This is a genomic window from Pedobacter sp. AC402 (genome assembly GCF_979252805.1).
In genome coordinates this window covers 284,814-309,936 of sequence record NZ_CEEDAI010000001.1, presented here as the reverse complement: position 1 = coordinate 309,936, position 25,123 = coordinate 284,814, and the positions used below count along the sequence as shown (strand labels likewise).

Below are 25,123 nucleotides of genomic sequence, written 5' to 3'. Positions count from 1 at the left end.
CGAAATTTTTTCTTCTACTTCAATTCATCCAACACTTTAAATAGTTTTTTATTAATTCCACTTCCACTATAATTATTTATGTTGATTACCACAATGTATTTATTACCTGCCGCATCGGTGTGGTAGCCCGCGAATGCTGAAACATCGTTTATTGTTCCGCTTTTAATTTTCATGCCATTATATTCAGGCAAGGCTTTATAATAATCAGGAAACCAATTTTCTTTTTGAATCTGAAAGTATCCCTCGCCATTGCTGATGTTGTTATCCTATCTCCAGGAGAAAGTCCGCTGCCATCGATAATGTTCAGTGCTGTTTTATCAATTCCTTTATCCGTCCAGAAATTAATTTCCGTTTCTGCACCTTTACTGGTTGTGCCTGCTTTACCAGATTTTATGGCAATGGTTTTCAGAAGTGATTCGCCATACAGGTTGATGCTTTTCTTTAAAAACCAATAAGTGATTTCGCTTAAACTTGGAGAACTTATGGTACTCATTTTTTGTGTAACCGAAGGAATTATCTGGTTGTTTAAAGTCATTAAACGGGCAGTTGTAGCTTGTTGAGAAACAGAAATCCCCAATCTTTTGAGCGTATCCTGCAAACGGTAGGCACAATCAAATGCAGGGTCGGGTAGGGCGACTGAAATGCCAGATTTGGCAATGCCAATTCCCCAGCTTCCTCTCATATAAGCGGTATTACTGTAAGGTGGCAAGAAAGCATAAGCACGATCACCCGAGCCTGGGCTGCCGGTTTTTAACTCATTTACAAGTTGGAGATAAGGTGTAACCGGAACTGTTTTTATCACTTTCACAGCATCTGCTGTACTACTTCCTGGCTTTAAATGAATATCGAATTGGTTTTCTCTCCAGGCCAATCCAGATGTTCCGGCACCGTAATAATTTCCTATATCTTGCCAAACCCAGCCTTCAGGTGTGGTTTGTGTACCAAAAATTCGGTCATCACCAATTATTGTACCTTCAATTTTTTTAATCCCTGTCGATTTTATTGCAGCAACCCATTGTGTTAAAACAGCATTTTCTTTATTTTGATAACGCCATGAGCCCAGGGTTGGGTCACCGCTCCCGATAATGATTAAATTTCCTTTTAAAGTTCCATCTGTGGTAATTGTTCCGGTATAGGCCAATGTAGTTTGAAACTGAAAATCTTTACCCAAAATACTGAAAGCAGTAGCCGCCGTAATTGTTTTAAGTGTTGATGCGGTTGCTAAACCAATCTGTTCATTTTTAGCAAATAATGTTTTGCCTGTATTGGCATCTAAAACACAAAGTGATGCAATGGCATGTTTTGCCTGTTCATCATTTAATAAACTATTGAAAGCTTTTTCAAGATTTTGAATCCTGTTTTGAGCAAGCGTAGCCGTTACTGAGAAAACGAACAAGAATATTAATTTGAAAAATTTCATTTTTTTATGATCAAAGATGAGTTATAACAAAAATTGGGTATAATTTGATTTGTTTATCACATATGTTTCATTAGTGGTATATGCATCCAGAAAAGTGGATGGAAATCTTACTTTTTTGTTTTCATTCCATTTAATCTCTATTGCGTTTATTTTTCCATCAACTTCTTCAATTAAATCAATTTCCTGTTGCTGAAAACTACGCCAAAAATAATATTTCGCATGTTTTCTTTTATTGTTACTGGCTTTTATATACTCAGAAACAATATAATTTTCAAAAAGCTGACCAGCATCCTGCCGCAATCCCAATGTGTTAAAATTTTCAATCACCGCATTGCGGATCCCGGTATCGTAAAAATATATTTTTTTGCTTTTTTTTATTTCGTTCCGAAGATTGCTACTGTAAGCACCTAACCTAAATACTACGAAGCATTGCTCCAATAAATCTATATAACGCTCAACTGTTAATTTATCTGCTTCAATCATTTGCCCTAGCTCGGTATATGATACTTCATTGCCAATCTGTAGTGCCAAAGCCTGTACTAATTTTTCGAGTTGTAAAGGTTTTCGGATACCGGTAAGTGATAAAATATCTTTAAACAAATAACTGTTAGCTAAATTTAACAAGAGTTCTTTTTCTTCTCCCGGATAGTTTATAGCATCAGGGTAAGTACCATAAATTAACCTCTTTTCTAAAGCTTGCTCTTCAATAAGTACATTCGTATCATCTACAAGTTCTGCAACTGAAAATGGAAATAGGTGGTATTCGAATTTTCTTCCGGTTAATGATTCTTTTATACCAGCAGCTAAATCAAGTGATGAAGAACCTGTAACTAAAAGCTGTACATTGGTAAAGTTATCTACAATCAATTTTAGTGTTAGGCCGATATTTGTAACGCGTTGTGCTTCGTCGATGAAAATAAATTTATTTGAGCCGATAATTGATTTAAGTCGCTCAACACTGATGTCTGTCAATATCGTTCGGACATTTGCTTCATCGCAATTTAGAAAAACGAAGGATAGACCTGTTTTATTTACCAATTGCTTTAGCATAGTGGTTTTACCCACCTGCCTTGCACCGGTAACAATAATCGCTTTTTGCTTAAAAAACTTCGATTCAATATGGGTTTGCAAACTTCTAATGATCATTTCATGTTGTCATCTTCAGTAACAAATGTACAAAATCTTTAAACTAATCTCCTTTTTATATATAATTTAGTGATTATAATCTCCTTTTTATATATAATTTAGTGATTACAATCTCTTTTTTTTATTCTTTAGTTATGTTTTACATTAGCCATTAAACAATTTATTGCGTTTAATTTCTTTCCCTTGTCTTAGTTTTATGGCATGATATATTGAGGGTACATCGTTTGTCCATTTTTTTAGTGTGATAACAATGGCAAGTATTTCTATTCTTGTTGCCAAACCAAGCCAGAAACAAATTTCGAAAAGCACAACCCACTCACAGTGTATCATAATTTCTATCAGTGTGGCAAATATTGTTAATGTCCAAATTTTAGCCCCGATAGAATGTGTAGCAATTTCCTTTTTAAATTTTATATAACTCAGTACATAAGTAGAAGCTTCAAAAGCACCGAGTACAATCAATTTAATCAGGTTTGTTTTAAAAAAATCCGGGCATTGGATATAGGTAGCAACAGCCACCGAAATAAAAAACACCTGATCGATGCCTGAGTCCAATCGCCTTAACTTTTCTGAAGATATATTAAGCTTGCGCGCAATTATCCCATCAAAAATATCTGTTAATAAACCGATGGATAATAATGTGATGGCTAAGATGGAATAGTGATTAACATGGAAAACACTTAAAAGAATTATTCCAAAACCGATCAGTAACCTGGAATAAATTAAGGCAATAGGGAGATGTTTCATGGTGGAGAGCGTGCATAAAAAAAGTCCCCAGATGTGTTATCAGGGGACTTTTTTTGAATTATTGATTTAAACCAATTCTTTTTGAACCAGGTATTCGGCAATCTGAACTGCGTTGGTTGCTGCTCCTTTACGCAAGTTATCAGCAACAATCCAAAGGTTTAATGCTTTAGGGGCCGATTCATCTCTACGGATACGGCCTACAAAAACTTCATCTTTTTCATGTGCATCTTTCGGCATTGGGTATTTTAAGTTGGCAACATCATCAACAACTATAATACCTGGCGATTTTTCTAAAATACTACGTACTTCAGCTAAATCGAAATCATTTTCAAACTCGATGTTAACTGATTCGGAGTGGCCGCCCATTACCGGGATACGAACAGTAGTAGCGGTAACTCTGATGTTATCGTCGCTCATGATTTTGTTCGTTTCCTTAACCATTTTCATTTCTTCTTTAGTGTATCCATTATCCATGAAAACATCGATATGAGGAAGAACATTTAAGTCGATTTCGTAAGGATAAGCTTTAGGGCCATCAATGCCTTTACGCTCATTCATTAACTGCTCTACCGCTTTAACACCTGTACCGGTAACCGATTGGTAAGTAGAAACAATTACACGTTTAATTTTGTATTTATCGTGCAAAGGCTTTAAAACCACCACCATTTGTATGGTAGAACAGTTTGGGTTGGCAATAATTTTATTATCAATAGAAAGTTCGTGTGCATTTACTTCAGGTACGATTAATTTAATTGCAGGGTCCATTCTCCATGCAGATGAATTATCAATTACCGTTGTTCCGGCTTCTTTAAAACGTGGAGCATGCTCCAATGAAGTATTTCCACCTGCAGAAAAAAGAGCGATATCTGGTTTCATGCTGATCGCAGTATCCATGCTAACGATTGGGAACTTCTTACCCTTAAAAGTAATTTCCTTACCAACGCTCTTTTCTGATGCTACGGGAATTAACTCTGTTAAAGGGAAATTTCTTTCCTCCAATACTTTTAACATTACAGTGCCTACCAATCCGGTGGCACCTACTACTGCTACTTTCATTTTAAATTTTAATTATATTTTATTAAACATTTGATATAAGTCCAAATATGCTAAAAATTAAGCTTATATCCCCATTGTTGCCAATTAAATTTGCTTTTTATATTTCAAATCTTAGTTTTTCGATAGAAAATAAGGTGTAAGAATTATGCATTAATTCGATTTAGCTGGAGTTAAAATGTATTAATCAGAAAGTGAATGGTAAGCTTATGTTTTAGAAACGCTACAGCTGGTAAGGCACGCCTAAATTTATTTCAGGATCTGTACCGCAAGAATGTTGCTGACCATTTGGTAGCGACGAGGGAGTTGAAATACTTTTCTACCAAGAAAATAAATCAGTATCACGTTTTGAATGCCAACCCCGCAGATTTAGAACCTGCGAGGTATATTCAATTTAAATTAAGTTGGCTTTGATATAATCGCAGCTCGTTTTAATAGAACCGATTGGATTTGGTTGATAATTGGTTTCGTGTTCTACAAAGAAATGTTGCATACCCGAAAGTTTTGCCTGGGCAAAAATCGCTTTGAAATCGATAGAACCTTTACCTACTTCAGTATTCCATTCTGGTTTGGTTTTGTCCATATCTTTAACATGCCACATTGGGAAACGGCCAGGATATTTTTTAAATAATGCCAGCGGATCGTTACCTGAACGGACAGCCCAGTATAAATCTAATTCAAAATTTACCAAATTTTTGTCTGTTTCGGTTAAATACACATCATAACCAGTTGTGTCACCTAATTTTTTAAATTCGAAATCGTGGTTGTGATAGGCAAATTTTAAACCACTTGCTTTTGCAATTTCGGCAACTTTATTAAAGTCGTTTGCTGTTTTCTTAAAACCGTCTGCACCCTTGCTTGTATCAACAGATGCGCCTGCGATGGTAAAATATTTACCGCCGATTGCTGCTGAAGATTCTATATCAGCCTTCAGCCTGTCTGTTTTACCTGTTTTTACAAAATCATCCATGTGGTAATGGCCACTTGGTGCTTTTAAGCCGTTTGCATCTAATAAAGCCTTAAATTCTTTTGGCGTTAAGCCCCAGAATTTACCGTTTGAAAAACCATAGGTTTCTACTTCTTTGTACCCGGCCTGCGCTACTTTTTCGATCACACCTTTTACATCTTTTGGCAATTCATCACGTAGGCTATACAATTGCAGGCCAACGTTTTTAGTCGCTTTATCAAAAGCAAATGATGGGATTAGCAATGCGGCACCCGTAGCTAAACCTGCCTGTTTTAAGAATGTTCTTCTTGAATTCATCATTTAAATAATTTCTTTTTTAATGTATGCGCAGCTTGCTGCAACAGATTCCATTGGATTTGGCTTATAATTGGTTTCGTGCTCTACAAAGAAATGTTTCATGCCCGAAAGTTTGGCTTCTGCGAAAATTGGTTTGAAATTGATTGAGCCTGTTCCAACTTCAGCATTTAAGGCAGGGTTTGATTTATCCATATCTTTAACGTGCCACATGGTAAAACGACCTGGATTTTCTTTAAATAATTTTATCGGATCGTTTCCAGATCTCACTACCCAATATAAATCAAGTTCAAAATCAACAAGATTTTTATCTGTTTCTTTTAGCAAAATCTCATAGCCAGTTGTATCTCCCTGTTTATCAAATTCGAAATTGTGGTTGTGGTAAGCCAATCTGATACCTGCTTCTTTTGCCAGTTTACCCGCTGCGTTAATTTTTACAGCAAGTTTTTTATAGTCGTCCGCAGTTTTTCTAATGCTTTCATCTAACCAGGGAATGGTTACATATTCACTTCCCAATACCTTTGCAGCGGCAATAGCAGCTTTTAATTCTTCGGTATTGCCATCGGTTAAATAGCTGCCTAAACCATAATGGCCGCTTGGTGCTTTTAATCCGTTTTCATCAAGCAGTTTTTTAAACTCAGCAGGGGTTAGGCCCCAAAATTGATCTTTAATCGAAAAACCATAGGTTTCAACTTCTGCAAAGCCTGCTTTTGCTACTTTGGCAATTGTTCCTTTAACATCTTTTGGCAACTCTTCTCTTAAAGAATATAATTGCAAACCAACTGATTTTTTATCGGCAGCCAGGCAAGCAAATGATGGCACCAATAGTGCTGCAGCGGCAGCCATACTACTGTTTAGTAGAAAACTTCTTCTTGATAACATAGGTATCTATTTTAGATGTCGCAGATTGCAACTGCCTTTTTTAACGAAGCAATTTTATCCGCATTTTTAGGTATAAATTCTTGTGCAACGAAACCTTTAAAGCCGGTTTCGGCAATGGCTTTCATTATTGCAGGATAATATAATTCCTGCGTATCATCAATCTCGTTTCTACCAGGAACACCTGCGGTATGGTAATGAGCAATGTATTGATGGTAATCTCTGATATTTCTGATTACATCTCCTTCATCAATTTGCATATGATAGATATCATATAACAATTTAAAATTTTCTGATCCTAAACGTTTGCAAAGTTCAGCCCCCCATGAGGTTCTGTCGCATTGGTAATCTTTATGGTTAACTTTACTGTTTAAAAGCTCCATTACAAGCACTACATTGTGCTTTTCTGCCAGTGGCATTAATTGTTTTAAGCCTTTAACGCAGTTGTTCCAGCCTGTTTCATCATCTTTACCACGGCGGCTTCCGCTAAAGCATATCAGGTTTTTGTATCCTGCTGCTGCAACAAGCGGAATCATTGCGGTATAATTTTGGATTAACTTATCATGAAATTTTTCGTCGTTAAAACCATCAGTTAAATTAATTTCGGCACCATTGCACATGGTAGATTCCAAACCATGTTTTTTTAACGTAGGCCAATCTTTCGGACCAACGAGATCAATACCTTTAATACCGATTTTTTTAGCTTCAACACAAAGTGCTTCTACATCAAAACTGCTAAAGCACCAGCGGCAAACCGCATGGTTAATCGTTCCTTTTAGCCTTAACGGCTGATCTGATTCTGGTTTATCCATTGCTAATGCTGAAAGACCTGAAGAAACACCAATTGCAGCGGTTCCTGCAATGATGTTTTTGAGTGCGTTTCTTCTATTTACGTTCGAGGCCATTTTAAACTGCTTTAGGTGCTATTTCTGACTTGGTTTTATCGTTAAATAGTAACGCGAACAACAAGAATACTGCGGCTGCAATTCCTGCCGGAATAATCCAAACCATTTTCCAGTCGGTTACCTCGCCAGTTTTGTACATATCTGTAATTAATCCAGCTACTTTAAAGCCGATAAGCATACCCACACCATAAGTTGCAAGGGTAATGATTCCTTGTGCTGCACTTTTAATTTTTTCTCCTGCTTTTGAGTTGGTATAAATCTGACCGGAAACAAAGAAGAAATCGTAACAAACACCATGAAGCGCAATACCGATAATTAACATAAAACTAAGGTTACCGGCATTACCATAAGCAAAAAGTACATAACGTACAGCCCATGCCAACATACCAACTATAATGGTTTTTTTGAAGCCATATTTAGAAAAGAATACTGGTATGGCAAGTAAAAACAATGCTTCTGAAACCTGGCCTATGGCCATTTTGCCTGTAGGATTGGAAACCTTGATATCTGCCAAGAAAAGGCCAGCATTTTGATAATAAAAGGCTAAAGGGATGCAAATTAAGATGGATGAGATGAAGAAAACAGCAAAGTTTTTATCTTTTAATAGTCTTAAGGCATCTAAGCCTAAAATGTCTCTTAATTTTATTTTTTCGTCTTTAGCAACTTTTGGAGGAGTTGCAGGTAGCGTAAAGCTAAATAAGCCCAATGCCAGGGAAGCAATTCCGGCCATTAGGAAAGTACTTTTTAACATTCCTGCCTGAATTCCTTCAGGTGAATCCCAGTGGAATGCAAAACTGATTAACAAACCAGCAATGATCCAACCAATGGTACCAAATACCCTGATGTTTGCAAATTCTTTTTCAGCATCTTTCATTTGGTTAAAAGAAACTGAATTCACTAAAGCAAGGGTTGGCATAAACAAAATCATGTATCCTAATACGTATGGATAAAAAACACTTACATCTGGTGCATTATACATCTGATACATTAAAATAGCACCAATAATGTGTAATACTCCTAAAATTCTTTCGGCGTTAAAATACCTGTCGGCAATTAAGCCGATTATAAAAGGGGCAATAATTGCACCCCATGATTGGGTTGAAAATACGGAGCCAATTTCGGAATTGGTTGCTTTTAGGTTATTGCTCAAAAAAGCGCCTAAAGTTACAAACCATGCGCCCCAGATAAAAAATTCCAGAAACATCATGGCAGAGAGTTTAAAGCGAGTAGTGCTATTCATTTGGTTTATATAAGGTTATATTATGGTATTAGGTTAATGGTTTATGCTGTAAGGTTTAATACGAAAGCGGGTAAGCTTTATGCTTTCCCGCTTTCTAATTCTAATTTATGGTTAAGCGAAGGAAAAGAAACCTTCAGCTTTACGCCTTAAACCTTGATTATAGTTCTTTTATTGAGATGTTTTTGTACCAAACTTCATCTCCGTGATCTTGTAAAGCAATTTTACCGGTTTTAAAGGTGCCCCAACTTTCCCATGTTGCAAATTTGCTTCCTGCTACAATTTTTTTCCAGTTATCATCCCAAAGCGTAGTTTTTACAACTTCAACTCCGTTTAAAATTAAAGTTAATTTGCCTTTTTTGCTAATAATTTCTGCTTTATTCCATTCACCAACTGGTTTAACCGGTTCTGACGAGCTTTTTACCAGGTCGTATAAATCGCCTGCACGGTGTTTGGTTATTTTTCCATCCGGGTGACCATCGTTATCAATAACCTGCATTTCTAAGCCTGTAGAGTAAGTTGCGCCATATTTAGGTTCTTCGTGAACATAAAAAATCAATCCACTATTTGCTTTTGGTGCTACTTTCCAATCATATTTTAAATGGAAATCTCCGTATTCTTTATTGGTCACTAAATCGCCACCGCCATCGGCGCCTTTTTTCGCTAAATCCAGGTGTAAAGCACCATCCTGTACTTGCCAACCGCTACCAACGGTAGTTTTGTTATAAGTATGCCAACCGGTTGTTGTTTTACCGTCGAACAATGGTTTAAAGCCTTTTTGCGCTTTTGATATTTGTGTTACTGCAAGTAAGATACAAGCAGAAAGAAAGATTTTTTTCATTTTTTTAAGTTTAAACCTCGCAGATTTAATTCGGGGTTTTTATTGTTTTCAAAGGCCTCATTGAAGACTTTGTCGTTTAAAAACCTGCGAGGTTTGTGGATTTATTAAAGTGTTAAATTGTTCCAGCCTTTGCGGTACTCGCGTTTTACAAACTGGTTGGCTTCTTCGAAATTGGTTACTTTCATATTGTCATTATCCCAAAGCATTTTGGTATACCTGCCTGGGTAAGTAACTTTATCACCTACAGTTTTTTGGATATCAAAGCTTCTGATTGCAAGATTGGCCATTAATAAAGCTTCTGTAAGCGGACCAGCAATTTCAAAAGGCGAACTTACTTCTTGTTTACCATAACCCGCAATTGCTGCTTCTACCCATTGTTTGTAGTGTCCGTTTGCACCATCAGGTACACGTGCATACTTTTGGGCAACTTTAATGTCTTTATTTCTGCTTAAAGGCAATAATTTTGGATTTGCACTATAAGTTTCCGACATCATTTTGCCTTTTGTACCAACAAATAGGGTACCGTTGCCACCATCACCAAAAGTTTCGTTTGCTTCTAGTTCTTCAGGGCGTTCTGGCTGGATACCACCATCCATCCAATGTAAAGTTACATCACCTTTGGTTTTATTTGTTTTAGGAAACTTTAAGGTAACATGACTTGATGGAGGGCAACTTTCAGGGAAATAACCGCGTTTAAATTCATCTACATAAACAGAACCAACACTTGCTTCAACTTCTTTGGCGTATTTTAAATTTAATACACTAAATGGAGCTTCAATCAGGTGACAGCCCATATCTCCAAGGGCACCCGTTCCGTAATCCCACCAGCCACGCCAGTTAAATGGAACTAATTTATCAACGAAATCTTTTTCAGGAGCTGTGCCTAACCATAAATTCCAATCTAATTCTTTCGGAATTTCGGCCTTTTTGTTTGGCCATGGAATACCCTGAGGCCAAACCGGGCGGTTTGTCCACGCATATACCGTATGTACATCGCCAATTAAACCTGCTTCATACCATTCTTTCATTTGGCGCGGACCATCATTTGATGCGCCCTGATTACCCATTTGAGTAACTACCTTATATTTTTTTGCAGCAGCGGTTAAAATACGTGCCTCATAAATATCATGCGTTAAAGGCTTTTGAACGTAAACGTGCTTGCCCAACTGCATAGCCGCCAAAGCTTGAATGGCATGGTTATGATCTGGAGTGGAAACAGAAACAGCATCAAAATTTTTATGTTCTTTATCTAACATTTCGCGCCAATCTTTATAGTATTTTGCTTTAGGGAAAGCTTTAACACTATTGGCTGCTCGGCGGTCGTCAACATCACATAAAAAAGCAATATCTGCCTTTCCGCTTTTGCTGAACATGCTGAGGTCGCTTTCGCCTTTTCCGCCAACGCCGATTCCGGCAACCAATAAGCGGTCGCTAGGTGCTAAATAACCCGGCCCGCCCAAAACGTGGCGGGGTACGATCATAAATGCTGCGGCAGCAATTGCCGAAGTTTTAATAAAATCACGGCGGTTACTCGTGTTTTTATTTTCTTGCTCTGTTTTCATACTAGTAAATCGATTTGCTAATTTGGTTAAATTATTTTTTTAGGGATAAAATGTACTTCACCATTAATTTTGCATCGTCTTTTTTAAGGCTGGCATGGGCTGTCATTGGTAAATTACCCCAAACGCCGGTACCACCTTTAATAATTTTATCGGCTAACATATTGATGTTTTTCTCAGTAGCCGGATATTTTTTTGCAATTTCTACGTAAGCAGGACCGATAATTTTATTGGTTTTGTTGTGGCAACCTAAACAATCGTTTTTATTGATCAATTTTTCTCCTGGATTTGACTGAAAAGCAGCATGATTTGTCATTGTTGCTGTTGCAACCACAGTTTTCTCTTTCGATAAGTCCGCTTTTGAAAAAGACGCCATAAAAATGACTACAGCGCCTAGAACTAAAAATGTTTTTTTCATATGTGTGTATTGTTTTAATAAGATTCAAGCTTGCATAAGCGGTTTTTGTTTTATTTGTTAATGCTTATGCAGGTTTTCATCCTGGGTGTGTTTTGTGTTTTTTAACCTTATAATCCTAATATTTTTTTATTGAAAGCGCTATCACTTCCCGATGCTGCAAAATCATCAAATGCTTTATCGGTTACGTTAATGATATTCTTTTTAATAAATTCTGCACCTTCACGGGCACCATCTTCCTGGTTTTTAATACAGCATTCCCATTCCATTACCGCCCAACCTTTAAAATCATATTGGGCCAATTTACTAAAAATGGTTTTAAAATCAACCTGGCCATCGCCTGGCGAACGGTAACGTCCGGCTCGGTTTGCCCAGCTTTGGTATCCACCAAAAGTGCCTTGTTTGCCTGTAGGATTAAATTCTGCGTCTTTTACGTGGAATGCTTTTATGCGTTCGTGGTAGAAGTCGATGTATTGAATGTAATCCAATTGTTGCAACACAAAGTGAGATGGATCATACAATAAGCATGCCCGAGGATGATTATTTACGGCAGCAAGGAACATTTCGTAAGTTTCGCCATCAAATAAATCTTCTCCCGGGTGTATTTCATAGCAAACATCAACGCCACATTGGTCGAATTCGTTTAAAATAGGGGTCCAGCGTTTTGCCAGTTCTGCAAAACCCTCCTCTACCAACCCTGCCGGGCGTTGTGGCCATGGATGGAAATATTGCCATAACAATGAACCACTAAAAGTAGCATGCGCGTTTAAGCCTAAGTTTTGAGAAGCTTTTGCTGCATATTTCATTTGTTGTACTGCCCATTCTGTTCTTGCTTTTGGGTTTTTGTGTACTTCTTTTGGTGCAAAAGCATCAAAAAGATCGTCGTACGCCGGGTGTACTGCAACCAATTGCCCTTGTAAGTGGGTAGATAATTCGGTAATTTCTAAACCGTAGGATGCAATTTTGCCTTTGAGTTCATCTGCATAAGTTTTACTCTCAGCTGCTTTTTGGAGATCGATAAATCTTGTGTCCAGGGTGGGCATCTGTATGCCTTTAAAACCTAATCCGGCGGCCCACTGGCAAATGTTATCTAAAGAATTAAACGGAGCTTCGTCGCTTATAAATTGAGCTAAAAATACTGCTGGTCCTTTTATAGTTGTCATGCTGGATTGTTATAATTTATAATCTAACCATTTCTGATCTGACTGGCTTGAGGCTACTACATTTTCGATAAAAGCCATACCTCTTATACCATCGTCACAGCTTGGGAAATCTAACATTTCTGCCGTTGGCTGTTCATTGTTTAGTTTCGCATTTACGGTTAGGGCAAAGTTTTTATAAATATTCGCGAATGCCTCTAAATAACCTTCAGGGTGCCCACCTGGGGTGCGGGTATTGTGCTGAGCAAAACTGCCCATGTAACCATTTCCTGTTCTGTAAATCTGGGCTGGTGCATTTAACCATTTTACAATTAATGTATTTGGTTCCATTTGGTGCCATTCCATGCCACCTTTTTCGCCATAAACTTTAATTTTTAGTGCATTTTCTTCGCCTGCAGCAATTTGCGAAGCAATTAGTACACCGTTTGATCCGTTATCGAATTTTAACAGTACGTTACCATCATCATCAATTGCCCTGCCTGGCACAACAATACTTAAATCGGCACAAATTTTTGCAATTTTTAAGCCAGATATGTATTCGGCCAAATGTGCGGCATGGGTACCAATATCGCCCATACTACCACTTTTACCGGTTTTTGACGGATCGGTGCGCCATGCGGCCTGTGCATTTCCTTCGCGTTCTGAAAGTGTGCTTAACCACCCTTGAGGATATTCTACAATAATTTTTCTGATTGCACCTATAGTACCCTCGCTCACCATTTGTTTGGCCTGTTTAACCATTGGATAGCCCGAATAGGTATGGGTTAAGCATAATGTTAAACCAGTTTCTTCTACTTTAGCTTTTAGCTGTTTTGCTTCTTCTAAGGTTAAGGTCATTGGTTTTTCAATTACCACATTAAAACCTTTATCCAAAGCCATCATAGCAGGGGCAAAGTGGGCAAAATTTGGGGTAACAATGGTTACAAAATCAATTCTTTCATCTGCTGGCAGTTCACTTTCTTTGGTCAGCATTTCTTCGTAATTGGTATAAATCCTGTTGTCTGGTAGAAAAAGTATTTTTCCAGATTCATATCCAATTTCAGGATTTACACTTAAAGCTCCGGCAGTTAATTCGATCAGGCCATCCATATTGGCGGCCAAACGGTGTACGGCACCGATAAAAGCGTCTTTTCCACCGCCTATCATGCCCATTCTTAATTTTCTTTTCATGTTTATAAAGGTGAGGGGTTTGAGGTTTAAGGCGAAGGATATTTCCCCACTTCCTTAAAAACCTGTGCCTTTAACCTGTCTAGATGTTTATTCTTATATAAATACTTATGAGATAAGGATTAATGCTATGGCTAATGTACCTATACCATAAGACCTTATGTCAATTACCTCTTCCAGAGGTTTTTTATGTCGTCTATTTTAAGTTAAAGGCTTAGGGTGTAAGGAGTTTAAACCCCTACACCTTAAGCCTTTTACCTTAAACCTTTCTATATGTTCTTTTTCTTTAATTCTTTTACTGCATAATCACAAGCGCGCGCAGTTAAAGCCATAAATGTTAATGATGGATTTTGGCAGGCGATTGATGGCATACATGATCCGTCGGTTACGAAAACATTATTTACCTCATGCATCTGGTTAAATTTGTTCAATACCGAAGTTTTTGGATCGTTACCCATTCTGGCGGTACCTTGTTCATGGATGGCCATGCCCGGATAACAGCCGTTATCGAATGTTTTGATGTTTTTCATGCCTGCTTTTTCTAACATTTCAGCTGCATCGTTCATCATATCCAAACGCATTTTTTTCTCGTTCTCTTTGTATTCGCAATCAATTGCCAATACCGGCTGTCCCCATTTATCTTTTTTGGTTTTATCAATGTAAACCCTGTTTTCGTAGTAAGGTAACATTTCTCCAAAACCACCCAATCCCATTGTCCATTTACCTGGCGTGGTCATTTTTTGTTTTAGATCTGCACCGAATGACAGCTCTGCGACATCACTTTGCCAGTTGCTTCTGCTTGCTCCGCCCTGGTAACCAAAACCACGTAAGTAATCACGCTTATCGTTACCAATGTTTTGATACCTAGGTACATAGATTCCGTTTGCGCGGCGGCCGTAAGTGTATTTATCATCAAAGCCTTCTGCTTCTCCATTTGCTCCGCAACGGAAATGGTGATCCATCAGGTTATGACCTAACTGACCGCTTCCATTACCCAAACCATTTGGATGAGCTTCAGAAGTGGAGTTTAACAACACGAAAGTTGAACCCAGTGTAGAACCGTTTACGAAAACAATTTTGGCATAAAACTCCATCGTTTTGTTGGTTTCGGCATCAATTACCATTACACCTTTTGCTTTTTTGGTGTCTTTATCGTAAATGATATGATTTACGATAGAGTATGGCCTCACAGTTAACCTTTTTGTTGCCATAGCAGCCGGAAGGGTAGAAGATTGGGTACTGAAATAAGCCCCAAACGGACAACCGCGGCTGCATAGGTTCCTATACTGGCAATTTCCACGGCCTTTGTGGGGTACTGTAAGGTTGGCAACACGGCCAATCATAATTATGCGTTCTTTTTTATAATGTTCTTCTACACGGGCTTTTACCGATTTTTCTACAATATTTAAATCCATTGGGGGTAAAAACTCCCCATCCGGGCAAGTAGGCCAGTTTTCTTTTGAACCACTGATGCCCGCAAACCGTTCTGCATAATCGTACCAAGGGGAAAGTTCGGCATAGCGAATTGGCCAATCATTTCCATGACCGTCTTTTTTATTGTCTTCAAAGTTATGATCGCTAAAGCGGTAACTCTGGCGGCCCCACATTAATGATTTTCCACCTACATGGAAACCGCGGTACCAATCAAAGCGTTTATCTTCGGTATATGGGCATTCTAAATCATTTACCCACCATTTTTCATTTGCTTCCTGGTACGGATAATCTCTTTTTTGTACCGGGTGGGTACGTTTTTGCTCTTCGGTTAGTTTGCCTGCATGTTTAAAATCCCATGGATTTTTCATTGCTGTTTCATAACCGGTAATGTGTTCGATGTTCATTCCTCTTTCGAGCATTAACACGCGCAACCCTTTTTCGGTAAGTTCTTTTGCAGCCCAGCCGCCACTAATCCCTGATCCTATAACAATAGCATCGTAAGTATTTTCTTCTTTTAAATTTGTATTTAAATTCATGATGTTTTGTAGTTGTGGTTAGAAATTAGGTTGCCCAAGATTTTTGACCTGGTTTTAATGGTGCATTGCCATCATATCGGCCCGGAATAAGCACATATTCGCGTGCTTTGGTACAACCAATTTCTGAAGAATAATAACCGAGCAGGGTTAAATCCCTTGCGGTTATGAAAAAGTAAGCCAAATCTTTATTTTCTTCTGATTTGCTTTCTTTTTGTGCAAGCGCAATGGCTCTTAAATCGATCATTAATTTTTTGCGGTCGGCTGGTGTTAAAGTGACATAACTTTTTCCAAAATCTTTCATTGATTTAGCCTGAAGATCTTTAAGTCCCTTTGCAAATGAGGTTTGCATTTCAGCGGGATAACAATCTTTCATCATCATAGGAATAAATTTCCCTAAGCCAGCGGCCTTGGCTCCGGCAGATGATTTGGTAGTTGGTACAATAATATCAGCGAATTCAGCAAAAATTTTTTCGTCTTCTAATGAATATAGAACGAAGTTTTTTTCATTTTCGGGGAGCGTAAAACTTTCAAACAAAACGCCCATTGTACTTGCCGAGATTGCTCCTCCCAGCAAAAATGCAACGTTTTTGAGTGCTTCTCTTCTGTGCATCGTTTTTATGATTTTATATATTGGTTACTTATGTGTTGAATTAGTAATATTAGAAAAAATATAATGGAAAGAGTAATTTTTTGTGGTTAAATTATCAGTCTGCAATGTGATTGTTACCGCATAGAATAATTCTAAACAACCGTTGTTTTCTTGCTCTGTACCCATTTAAAGGCATGTTTTACAACAAATTTACTTGGTGTAAAAAGTACATTTAGTACAGGCAAGTTTATTATTTACTAATAAATTTAAAATTGGCATTATTTTATGCGCAAAATCTGCTTAAAGCAGATTTTTTTTGATGTAATTATAGCTTTCTGAAATACTTTCGTAAGGTTCTTTTTTTATAATATCTTGTTCGGTAAAAATGTAATCTACACCGGCAAGTTTTGATGCTGCGAAAATGCGCTTAAAGTCGATTCTGCCAGCTCCAACTTCTACAAAAACAGCCTTATCTGTTTTATCCATATCCTTAACATGGAACATTTTATAGCGGCCTGGATTTTTCCTAACATTTCTACCGGATCTAACCCGGCATTTACTGCCCAGAAAATATCCAATTCAAAACCCACTCTTTTGGGATCGGTTTCTGAGAGCAGAATCTGGTAACCGGTAACACTTGCCCCCTGATCTTTAAATTCGAAGTTATGGTTATGATAGGCTAATTTTAAACCTGATTTTTCGCAAAGTAAAGCTGCTTCATTAAATTTCGATGCCATGCGTTTATAGTCATCTAAAGTGCCATTGGCCCTAATATCAGTTGGTAATGCGGGTATTACGAAATATTTATGGCCAACTGTTGCTGCCGTTTCGATGTGTGATTTCAATACTTTATCATTCCCGGTTGATAAAAATTCGCTTACGTTATAATGCCCGCTTGGCGAGCTAAGGTTATTTGCTTTTAACAAGGCATTAAAACTTTTTGCTGGCAATCCCCAAAATCCTTTCACTTCGTATTTGCCAGGGTAGCCATAGTAGGTTTCTACCTGGTTATAACCTATTTTGGCTACTTGTTCTATTGTGGCTTTAACATCTGCGGTTAGCTGTTCGCGGAGGGTAAACAACCCTATACCGATTTTAGAAATTTTTGCTGGTGCTGCCAAAGCGTGTGTAATTGCTGCCGGACTTAAAAAAGCTGCTGCGCTTGCAACACTTAGCTTTTGTAAAAATGATCTTCTTGTTGTCATGATGTTTTTAAATTAAAAAACCGGAGCGTAAACTCCGGTTTTGTTTGTTAGAATGAATAAGCCAATGATCCCCAGAAAGTACGTTGAAGTAATGTTCTGCCAATCATTAATGTGCCAGGGGTTACGGCCGAGAAATCTCTGAACTGATCTCCACGAACATCGCCTTCTGTCAACACTTTTGCATTTAACAAGTTGTCTGCCCAAAATCTTATTGAAACTTTTTTAGTAAAATTATATCCTGCTCCAGCTTTCATTACTACATATGCAGGTAACTTGTAACTATCGCTAGGCGAAGTAAAACGGCTGCCAACATAGTTTGCCGCTATATATAAGTTAAAGTTTTTGTAATCGTAATTGGCACCAAGCTCAGTATTTATAACCGGAACACGTTCTGTCCTTTTTCCGGTAAAACTATAGGTACGATCACCAAATTCGGCCAATACGGCTGCATTTCCTTTAGTTGAGGCTTCGTAATCGGTATATTTAGAATCCTGTAAGGTTCCTGTTAAACGCAGGCTAAGTGGTTTGGCAATTTTGTAAGAAACTTCGTACTCTGCACTAAATGTACGGGTTGATCCAAAAGCAACCAAAGCGGTGTACCTGCTGCCGTGGTTGGTACATTAATGGTAAGTGATACATTTTTAATAGCAGAATAACTTCCTGAAGCAAAAATAGCCAGGTTGTTTTTGGCATATTTAAAACCTACCTCCCCTAAATAAACAGGGCGTTTTTTAATATTTGCAGGATTAAATGCTGCCGCATTATAATCGCCCACGTTGGGTGCGTTGTATGCTTTTGTTGCCCTTGCAAAAATACTCGAAGTGGAATTGATTTTGTAATTGGCGCCAACAGATGCAGCCCAATTTGTTAAGGTTTCGTTGTATGGGGTATAACCTAAAATTGTTGCGGTAGCTGCTGCAGTGGTATTTATGGTTCCATTTGAATTTAATACATAGTATGGTCTGTCGCCTTTTACATTTTGATTGTCAATCCTTGCACCGATATCTAAACGCCATTTTTCCGAAATTTTAATCTCATCAGATGCATAAGCAGATAAAGTTCTGGTATCTCCAATAAAAGTATTTTTAGTCTGAATCGTTCTTTCTCCGGCTGTAGGCGATTGCAATAAAATGCTTGGATGTTCTTTAAACTCAGAGAATGAGTCGGAACGCATAGCGCAAATCGTCGCGATTATATTGATGGATACCTGCACCAATGCCCAAACTGTGGTTTTTAATGGTTTTTTTCAAGTCTAAATAATCCACTATCTGTACATCACTGTTAATCTGTCCGTTTGCTGAAGAAGTAATTACATAATCGCCAGTAACAAATGGAGCAACAGCACCTCCGGGATAATAATAAGGTGTTGCGGCAGTTCTTGCTGCAATTCCGGCGGGAACTGTATATGTAGAGTTGGTATGGGTATTTTGGTAACGGAAGTTGTTTACAATCTGCCATCCGCTATCAGTTAAATAATTAAACTGAAAACCTGCTGAACCTACTTTGGTATGGATTCCATCTGTTAAGCTGAAATCATGGTTTCCTGTTTTTGGATCGTTATAACTCCACTCGGTTTGCAATGGCACGATAGATTGTGAGGCCATATCGTAATCGCGGTAAGTGGTTGGTTTCCCGGTACCATCGTATGGATAGTAACTGGTTAGCAAGAACTGAACTTTATCATTTAAATATTTGCCATATACCCTGATAAAGCCTTTATGGTTTTTGAAATTAAAAGTCATGTTACCTTTAATTTGGCCACCTTGGTTGGCCGGGTTAAAGCCCTGATCTACCACGCCATTGTCAGTACGGTAAAAACCTCCGATGTTGTATTTGATGTTTTCGTTTATTTTTCCGCCAGTATTTCCATCAAAACGGTATAAACCCTGCGAAAAGCCTGTAGTGAATTTAAACTGACCATACTGTTTATCGGCACCAACGTAACTGATGTTGTTTACTACGGCACCTGGTGTATTGGCCTGGATAATGGAAGCATTGCCACCTCGCACCGCTTCAATATTCTGAATGGTTAAATCTGTTTTATAGTATTGATCTACAGAAGGATTGGTGTTGAAACCTGTTGGTAAAAGGGGCAAACCATCTTCCTGGATACCCAGAAAAATATAACCGCCCTGCTGCGGAAAGCCTCTTACCCACACATTTCCCGGTCCATCGCCTCCTGTACTTTCTACTGTTAAGCCCGGTATTGCTTTTAATAAATCGGTACTGTTTAAGGGTGCCCTATTGGTAATGTCTTTATTGCTTACTGAAGTTAAAGCCACACTACTTTCTAATTTTTTCTTTGGATTACCACCGGTTACCATTATGCTTTCCAACTGGAGGTTATCTTCTGACAGGCTAATGGTTAAATTTTCGTCGGCATTGCCGGGCGATAGGTTTACTTCTTTAGAAATGAAACCTACGTACCTTACTATAAGCACTCGACTATCTACAGTAAGGCCTTTTAAGGCAAATGCACCATTTTCGTCGGTGGTGGTTCCGATTGATTTCCCTTTAACAGTTACTGATACTCCCGGGATGGCATTTCCTTTGCTATCGGTTACTTTTCCGGTTACAATGCCTTCAAAAGCTTTTAATAATTCGAGATTGTTATTAGCGGGAATAGAATAGAGCAGAATCTGGTCTTTAACTATCCTATATCCCACGTCATAACGTTTTAGCGAATTCTCAAGAAAGTATTTAAGCTTTTGGTTTACCACATTAATGGAAACTTTGCGGTCGGAATTTATTAATTGTGGACTGTAAACAAATTTTACATTGGTTAAGTGTTCGGTTTTTTCTATAATGGTTTTAATATCTGTTTGATCGGCCTTGATCGAGATTGGTTTATTCAGAAAATCTTGGGCGTCGACATTTTTGGCAAATGCGCCGCAGGTAAAAATTATTATTGCAAGTACTTGGTAAATCGAAACTCTCATTGCATATATCGCCAGCGAAATAAGTTGATTTTTTTTCATAAATTTGGTTATTGTTCATTAAATGATTGGATTTATTGGACATAGGAATACCATGAATACAATTCTTTGTATTTAACTCGCCGGCAATGCCCCACATTGTCGGCTTTGTTTTTTAGAAAAATATTATGGAAAATGGTGCCCTGGTTACGGGCTGTTGGTGTTGTGGTTCTGCTTCATTGTTTTTTATATTTGGTTAGTTTTTATTGGAAACCACAATACTGGTTCCCTTAATGTAATATTTGCTGGATATGGTTCCACAGATTAGGTCGAGCTGCTCATAAAGCCCTTTTTTGCTTAAATCTCCGGTAAAAGTATAGGTTGCAATCTGCTCGTTATCAGATTTTATTTCTATTCCGTAAGCTTCTGATAAGGTTTTAAAAATTTCCTTAATACTTTCTTCTTTAAAGTTATAGCTTAAACTTGTTGGTACATTATAAGCTTCGGCCAGCGGAATGGGCTTCCTTACCAGTGTTTTATTTAACTGATGGTTTGAAAAAATACCTTTTTGGTTCGGTGTAAGCAGAATTGGCCTAGCCAGTTTTTCTTGGGCTAATGAGAACATTGAACTTTTTTCATTTTCCCGCACCTGAACTTTTCCTGTTCTAACGGCCACCTGTGCAGGTAGTTGATCAGTAGATGATTTTACCCAAAAGCTGGTACCCAATACGCGCACAACCAATTTTTGATTGTATACATAAAATGGTTTTTTTGGATTTTTGCTTACCGAAAAGAAGGCTGTACCTTTTAAGTAGACTGTTCTTTTATCGGCAGCAAAAACTTTTGGATAAATAATATTTGCCTGCGGTTTAAGTGTTACTGTACTTGCATCGCTAAGCGCTATAATGATGGGACGATCAGTATCATTGGTTTTGCTTACTAAAGCTAAATTGCCGTTTTCATCAATAAAAGATTGTTCAGCATGGTTATACCGCATTAAATATAAGCCGGCTATAAAAAAGGCAATCATAATAGATGCTGCGATGGCAAACTTTGGCCAAAGCTTTTTAACCTTTACTATTGGTGCAGGTTTGCGTTCAATATTGTTGATGTTAAGCCAAACATTCGTTTGCATTTCTTCAAGTGCTGTAGAAGAAAGATCCTTAAAGTTTTTATGATTCAAATTATGATACCATTTATCTACCCAGTGCTTTTCGGCTTCTGTACAGTTTCCGTTTTCATAACGGCTGAGTAAATCGTAAAATGATTTTTGGTTCATAAGAAAGAATATTTGGCTTTATACAATACAAGTAACACTGTGGAGGGGAACCCCTAAAGCTAATCGACAAAAAAGAGGAAATTAAATGTAATTAACTGATAATCAGTTATAAAAAGATATAAAAGTTTTTGATATATTCTTTTATCCGCTTAATTGAGCGGGTAATGTGGTATTCGACCGCTTTTTCTGAAATGTTTAACCCGTTAGAAATATCTTTAGTGGATTGATGTTGGTAGCGGCTAAAGTCTGAAAACTTCCTGTGTTTTTTCTGGTAACGAATTGATGCCTTTTTCGATGATGGAGGATAAATCGTGCAGATCTACAAGGTTCGCTGTATCCTGGTGGTTTTCTGAGTAAGTTAGGGTTTGGTACGCCATGTATTTATTTTCCATCACCATACTTCTGATGTGGTTGATCACACTTAATTTTAAAGCACCAAATAAATAAGCCTGCAAGTTGTTGATATGTGCTTCCTGCCGTTTTTCCCAAAGGGAAATGAAAATATTTTGCACAAGCTCCTCTGCGATTACCCTATCGCCTGTTTTTTTGTAAGCCGCCAATAATAATTCTTTACTGTAGGTAAAATATATTTTTTCGTAAGCCTGCTTGTCGCCCTTTTTTAGGCGGCTCAGTAAATCAGAAGATTTTTCAGGCTCAAAGGGAGTCATTGGTTATTTGGTTATGCAGGTACGTGTAGTAAATGTATAAAATTAATGTCGAAATGTTTAAAGCCGGTTTGCAGTTACTCCATTCAGTTGATCGTTAGCAATTCTCAATTAATCATTTAAAAACAATTAACCTGTACCGTTTACAGTTTGCAATTCACATGCATCAATTTATCCAGTTAACCTGCTCTTCACATACTAAGTATAAATATTTTAGTGCGTTTTATCTCATTTTTTTACCTTTGCTCAATCTCATAAAAAATATGCAAGAAAAAATTGTTGTTTTAGGCTCTAACGGGCAAATTGGTACCGAATTGGTAACGATGTTACGCAAAATATATGGAGATGATCATGTAGTTGCATGCGATATACGCAGGCCGGATTACGACATTAAAAATTCTGCTCCTTTCGAATTTGTGAACGTACTTGATAAAGAAATGATCAAGGGTATTTTTCACAAATACAAACCTACTCAGGTATATCTTTTAGCCGCATTATTATCGGCTACAGGAGAGCAAAACCCAAAGCTGGCCTGGGATTTAAACATGAATGGTTTGCTGAACGTTTTGGATCTGGCATTAGAATATAAAACAGCCAAAGTATATTGGCCAAGTTCTATTGCTGTATTTGGACCGAATTCTGCCAAAAGATAATACCTCACAATATTGCATTATGGACCCGAATACAGTTTACGGAATCAGTAAATTGGCAGGGGAGCGTTGGTGCGAATATTATAATCAAAAATATGGATTGGATGTGCGCAGTATCCGTTATCCGGGTTTAATTAGCTGGAAGGCTGCTCCGGGTGGTGGAACTACAGATTATGCGATCCACATTTTCCACGATGCATTAAAAAAAGGCAGTTACCAGAGTTTTTTAAACGCAGAAACAGAATTGCCAATGATGTATATGGACGATGCCATCCGCGGAACCATCGAACTGATGGATGCACCTGCAGATCAGATTTCGGTTAGGAGCAGTTATAATTTTGGAGGCGTGAGTCTTACCCCGAAGTATTGGCCGCAGAAATCAGAAAACATATTCCAGATTTTACATTAACTTACGGCACTAATGATCCACGGCAGCAAATTGCAAACAGCTGGCCACGTTCTATAGATGATAGTTATGCAGTAAAAGATTGGGGTTGGAAACCAGAGTTCGATTTATCGAAACTGACAGCTGACATGTTAAATAATTTAAAAAAATAATATAAAGGTAGGGGGTTTTAAGGTTGAAGGCGTAAGGTCTCATATCTCATACCTCATATCTCAATACTACAAAATGGGAAGAGCATTCGAATTTAGAAAAGAGAGAAAATTTAAGCGTTGGGCCAAAATGGCGGTTCAGTTTACGCGTATTGGTAAAGATATTGTAATGGCAGTTAAGGAATCGGGGCCTCACCCTGAAACCAACTCGCGTTTACGGACAGCTATGACAAAATGCGAAGGCTGTAAATATGCCAAAAGATAGGGTAGAGGCTGCTATTAAGCGTGCTTCTGATAAATCGATGGCCAATTATGAAGAAATTGTTTACGAAGGTTATGCCCCTCATGGCGTTGCAGTTTTAATTGAAACGGCCACTGATAATACCAACCGTACCGTAGCAAACGTGCGTAGTTATTTTAACAAAACTGACGGAAGTTTAGGTAAAACCGGATCATTAGACTTTGTTTTTAACCGGAAATCTGTTTTTCGTTTTGTACCTGCAGAAGGTTTGGATCTTGAAGAATTGGAATTCGAATTAATTGACGCTGGTTTGGAAGAACTATATGTTGAAGCTGATGAAGAAGGAAACGATATCGCAGTTGCACAAGGTGCTTTCGAAAACTTTGGTTCTTTGCAAAAAGCATTAGAAGAGAAAGGCATTGAATTAAAAAGTTCAAAATTAGAGCGGATCGCTTTATCTCATCACGAGGTTACCGAAGAGGCAGGCAGCTGATGTATTGAAATTAATCGATAAATTAGAGGAAGATGACGATGTACAGGCGGTATATCATAATATGGCTGAGTAACAGCATCTGATAATTATTAAACAAAGTCCCGTTTGCATATAACGGGACTTTTTTATTTTCTTGGCAAGTTGATACCTCGCAGGTTTTTAAAACCTGCGAGGTCTGAGTATATTGGTATTTGATTTTTCTGAGAATTTATTTAAGTTTAGGAATGATTAAGACAATTCCTTTAGAATGTGAAACTTACTATCATGTATATAACAGAGGGAATAATCGTGAGATCATTTTTCGGGAGGAATCAAATTACCTTTACTTTCTGAAATTATTAAGGAAGTATATTTTACCTGTAGCAGATGTTTTTGCCTTCTGTTTATTAAATAATCATTTTCATCTTTTAATTAGGATAAAAGAAGAACATAAAATTACTGTGAGCATTGAAAAGAGTTTTTCTAATTTATTCAATGCCTATGCCAAAGCCTTTAATAAACGATTTGATCGTACTGGGAAACTTTTTGAAGAAAGGTTTAAAAGGAAGAAAATTGAGGACGAATCTTATATCACCGAACTGATCTATTATATTCACTCTAATCCTCAAAAGCATAAATTATTAAAAGATTTTAGAGTCTATCCGTATTCATCATACAATATTATTTTGTCGGATAAATTTACTGCCTTAAAAAAGAAATGATGTTGTTGATTGGTTTGGAGGATTATCTTTTTTAAAGAATATCACGAAAGGAAACATCAACAATTAATCG

At 37.7% G+C, this 25,123-nt stretch carries 25 protein-coding genes and 2 pseudogenes; 3 read left to right on the top strand and 24 right to left on the bottom strand.

What is annotated here, in order from left to right; all coding sequences use genetic code 11:
* Window positions 1-14: 14 nt before the first annotated feature.
* From AC0IWE_RS01360 to AC0IWE_RS01245, 24 genes are all read right to left on the bottom strand, one after another.
* Complete coding sequence (locus AC0IWE_RS01360; RefSeq protein ID WP_471791618.1) at window positions 15-173, bottom strand: hypothetical protein; 159 nt, start codon at window positions 171-173, stop codon at window positions 15-17.
* Window positions 170-1,420: a D-alanyl-D-alanine carboxypeptidase/D-alanyl-D-alanine endopeptidase gene (dacB, locus tag AC0IWE_RS01355; RefSeq protein ID WP_471791617.1), complete on the bottom strand. Its 1,251-nt coding sequence runs from the start codon at window positions 1,418-1,420 to the stop codon at window positions 170-172. Before dacB ends, AC0IWE_RS01360 begins: the two co-directional genes overlap by 4 nt.
* Window positions 1,421-1,441: 21 nt before the next feature.
* Window positions 1,442-2,566, bottom strand: a complete 1,125-nt coding sequence (locus tag AC0IWE_RS01350) for an ATP-binding protein (protein WP_463496600.1) — start codon at window positions 2,564-2,566, stop codon at window positions 1,442-1,444.
* Window positions 2,567-2,710: 144 nt separating this feature from the next.
* Window positions 2,711-3,313 carry a CDP-alcohol phosphatidyltransferase family protein gene (locus AC0IWE_RS01345; RefSeq protein ID WP_471791616.1) on the bottom strand — a complete coding sequence of 201 codons (603 nt, stop codon included), beginning with the start codon at window positions 3,311-3,313 and terminating at the stop codon, window positions 2,711-2,713.
* Window positions 3,314-3,379: 66 nt separating this feature from the next.
* A complete protein-coding gene (locus tag AC0IWE_RS01340; protein WP_055912460.1) occupies window positions 3,380-4,369 on the bottom strand; it encodes an aspartate-semialdehyde dehydrogenase in 990 nt (329 codons plus the stop codon).
* A 391-nt stretch (window positions 4,370-4,760) separates the two neighbouring features.
* Window positions 4,761-5,633 (bottom strand): TIM barrel protein, encoded by an 873-nt coding sequence (locus AC0IWE_RS01335; protein ID WP_471791615.1) that lies wholly within the window; start codon window positions 5,631-5,633, stop codon window positions 4,761-4,763.
* Window positions 5,634-6,509, bottom strand: coding sequence for a sugar phosphate isomerase/epimerase family protein (locus AC0IWE_RS01330; RefSeq protein ID WP_471791614.1), 876 nt, complete (start codon window positions 6,507-6,509; stop codon window positions 5,634-5,636).
* Window positions 6,510-6,520: 11 nt separating this feature from the next.
* A complete protein-coding gene (locus tag AC0IWE_RS01325) occupies window positions 6,521-7,411 on the bottom strand; it encodes a hydroxypyruvate isomerase family protein (RefSeq protein ID WP_463496592.1) in 891 nt (296 codons plus the stop codon).
* Window position 7,412: 1 nt separating this feature from the next.
* Window positions 7,413-8,651, bottom strand: a complete 1,239-nt coding sequence (locus tag AC0IWE_RS01320; RefSeq protein ID WP_471791613.1) for a nucleoside permease — start codon at window positions 8,649-8,651, stop codon at window positions 7,413-7,415.
* Between the two features lie 157 nt (window positions 8,652-8,808).
* Complete coding sequence (locus tag AC0IWE_RS01315) at window positions 8,809-9,489, bottom strand: 3-keto-disaccharide hydrolase (protein ID WP_471791612.1); 681 nt, start codon at window positions 9,487-9,489, stop codon at window positions 8,809-8,811.
* A gap of 104 nt (window positions 9,490-9,593) precedes the next feature.
* Window positions 9,594-11,051, bottom strand: a complete 1,458-nt coding sequence (locus AC0IWE_RS01310) for a Gfo/Idh/MocA family protein (protein WP_055912448.1) — start codon at window positions 11,049-11,051, stop codon at window positions 9,594-9,596.
* A gap of 31 nt (window positions 11,052-11,082) precedes the next feature.
* Entirely contained in the window at window positions 11,083-11,466 is a 384-nt protein-coding gene (locus tag AC0IWE_RS01305) for a c-type cytochrome (RefSeq protein ID WP_055912445.1), read from the bottom strand.
* A 107-nt stretch (window positions 11,467-11,573) separates the two neighbouring features.
* Window positions 11,574-12,626 carry a sugar phosphate isomerase/epimerase family protein gene (locus AC0IWE_RS01300; protein ID WP_463496583.1) on the bottom strand — a complete coding sequence of 351 codons (1,053 nt, stop codon included), beginning with the start codon at window positions 12,624-12,626 and terminating at the stop codon, window positions 11,574-11,576.
* 9 nt (window positions 12,627-12,635) lie between these two features.
* Window positions 12,636-13,793 (bottom strand): Gfo/Idh/MocA family protein, encoded by a 1,158-nt coding sequence (locus tag AC0IWE_RS01295; RefSeq protein WP_471791611.1) that lies wholly within the window; start codon window positions 13,791-13,793, stop codon window positions 12,636-12,638.
* 266 nt (window positions 13,794-14,059) lie between these two features.
* Window positions 14,060-15,760: a GMC oxidoreductase gene (locus AC0IWE_RS01290; protein WP_200912328.1), complete on the bottom strand. Its 1,701-nt coding sequence runs from the start codon at window positions 15,758-15,760 to the stop codon at window positions 14,060-14,062.
* A gap of 25 nt (window positions 15,761-15,785) precedes the next feature.
* On the bottom strand, window positions 15,786-16,370 hold the full coding sequence (locus AC0IWE_RS01285; RefSeq protein WP_471791610.1) for a gluconate 2-dehydrogenase subunit 3 family protein: 585 nt from the start codon (window positions 16,368-16,370) through the stop codon (window positions 15,786-15,788).
* A gap of 279 nt (window positions 16,371-16,649) precedes the next feature.
* On the bottom strand, window positions 16,650-16,835 hold the full coding sequence (locus AC0IWE_RS01280) for a hypothetical protein (protein ID WP_471791609.1): 186 nt from the start codon (window positions 16,833-16,835) through the stop codon (window positions 16,650-16,652).
* A complete protein-coding gene (locus AC0IWE_RS01275) occupies window positions 16,805-17,554 on the bottom strand; it encodes a sugar phosphate isomerase/epimerase family protein (RefSeq protein ID WP_471791608.1) in 750 nt (249 codons plus the stop codon). The genes AC0IWE_RS01280 and AC0IWE_RS01275 overlap by 31 nt, the downstream gene beginning before the upstream one ends.
* A gap of 47 nt (window positions 17,555-17,601) precedes the next feature.
* On the bottom strand, window positions 17,602-18,144 hold the full coding sequence (locus AC0IWE_RS01270; protein WP_471791607.1) for a TonB-dependent receptor domain-containing protein: 543 nt from the start codon (window positions 18,142-18,144) through the stop codon (window positions 17,602-17,604).
* Complete coding sequence (locus tag AC0IWE_RS01265; protein ID WP_471791606.1) at window positions 18,060-18,728, bottom strand: TonB-dependent receptor domain-containing protein; 669 nt, start codon at window positions 18,726-18,728, stop codon at window positions 18,060-18,062. Before AC0IWE_RS01265 ends, AC0IWE_RS01270 begins: the two co-directional genes overlap by 85 nt.
* Window positions 18,706-20,532 carry a carboxypeptidase-like regulatory domain-containing protein gene (locus tag AC0IWE_RS01260; RefSeq protein WP_471791605.1) on the bottom strand — a complete coding sequence of 609 codons (1,827 nt, stop codon included), beginning with the start codon at window positions 20,530-20,532 and terminating at the stop codon, window positions 18,706-18,708. The genes AC0IWE_RS01265 and AC0IWE_RS01260 overlap by 23 nt, the downstream gene beginning before the upstream one ends.
* 193 nt (window positions 20,533-20,725) lie before the next feature.
* The gene (locus AC0IWE_RS01255; RefSeq protein WP_471791604.1) at window positions 20,726-21,748 is read right to left on the bottom strand and encodes a FecR family protein; all 1,023 of its coding nucleotides are present in this window, start codon (window positions 21,746-21,748) and stop codon (window positions 20,726-20,728) included.
* Window positions 21,749-21,854: 106 nt separating this feature from the next.
* Window positions 21,855-21,941, bottom strand: a complete 87-nt coding sequence (locus AC0IWE_RS01250) for a hypothetical protein (RefSeq protein ID WP_471791690.1) — start codon at window positions 21,939-21,941, stop codon at window positions 21,855-21,857.
* Window positions 21,942-21,987: 46 nt separating this feature from the next.
* A complete protein-coding gene (locus tag AC0IWE_RS01245) occupies window positions 21,988-22,416 on the bottom strand; it encodes an RNA polymerase sigma factor (protein ID WP_471791603.1) in 429 nt (142 codons plus the stop codon).
* A 260-nt stretch (window positions 22,417-22,676) separates the two neighbouring features.
* On the opposite strand from AC0IWE_RS01245, the pseudogene AC0IWE_RS01240 reads away from it, so the two are divergent.
* From AC0IWE_RS01240 to AC0IWE_RS01230, 3 genes and pseudogenes are all read left to right on the top strand, one after another.
* Window positions 22,677-23,621: pseudogene (locus AC0IWE_RS01240) on the top strand (NAD-dependent epimerase/dehydratase family protein).
* A gap of 73 nt (window positions 23,622-23,694) precedes the next feature.
* A pseudogene (locus AC0IWE_RS01235) lies at window positions 23,695-24,425 on the top strand (YebC/PmpR family DNA-binding transcriptional regulator).
* Window positions 24,426-24,576: 151 nt separating this feature from the next.
* A complete protein-coding gene (locus tag AC0IWE_RS01230; protein WP_471791602.1) occupies window positions 24,577-25,053 on the top strand; it encodes a transposase in 477 nt (158 codons plus the stop codon).
* Window positions 25,054-25,123: the final 70 nt, after the last annotated feature.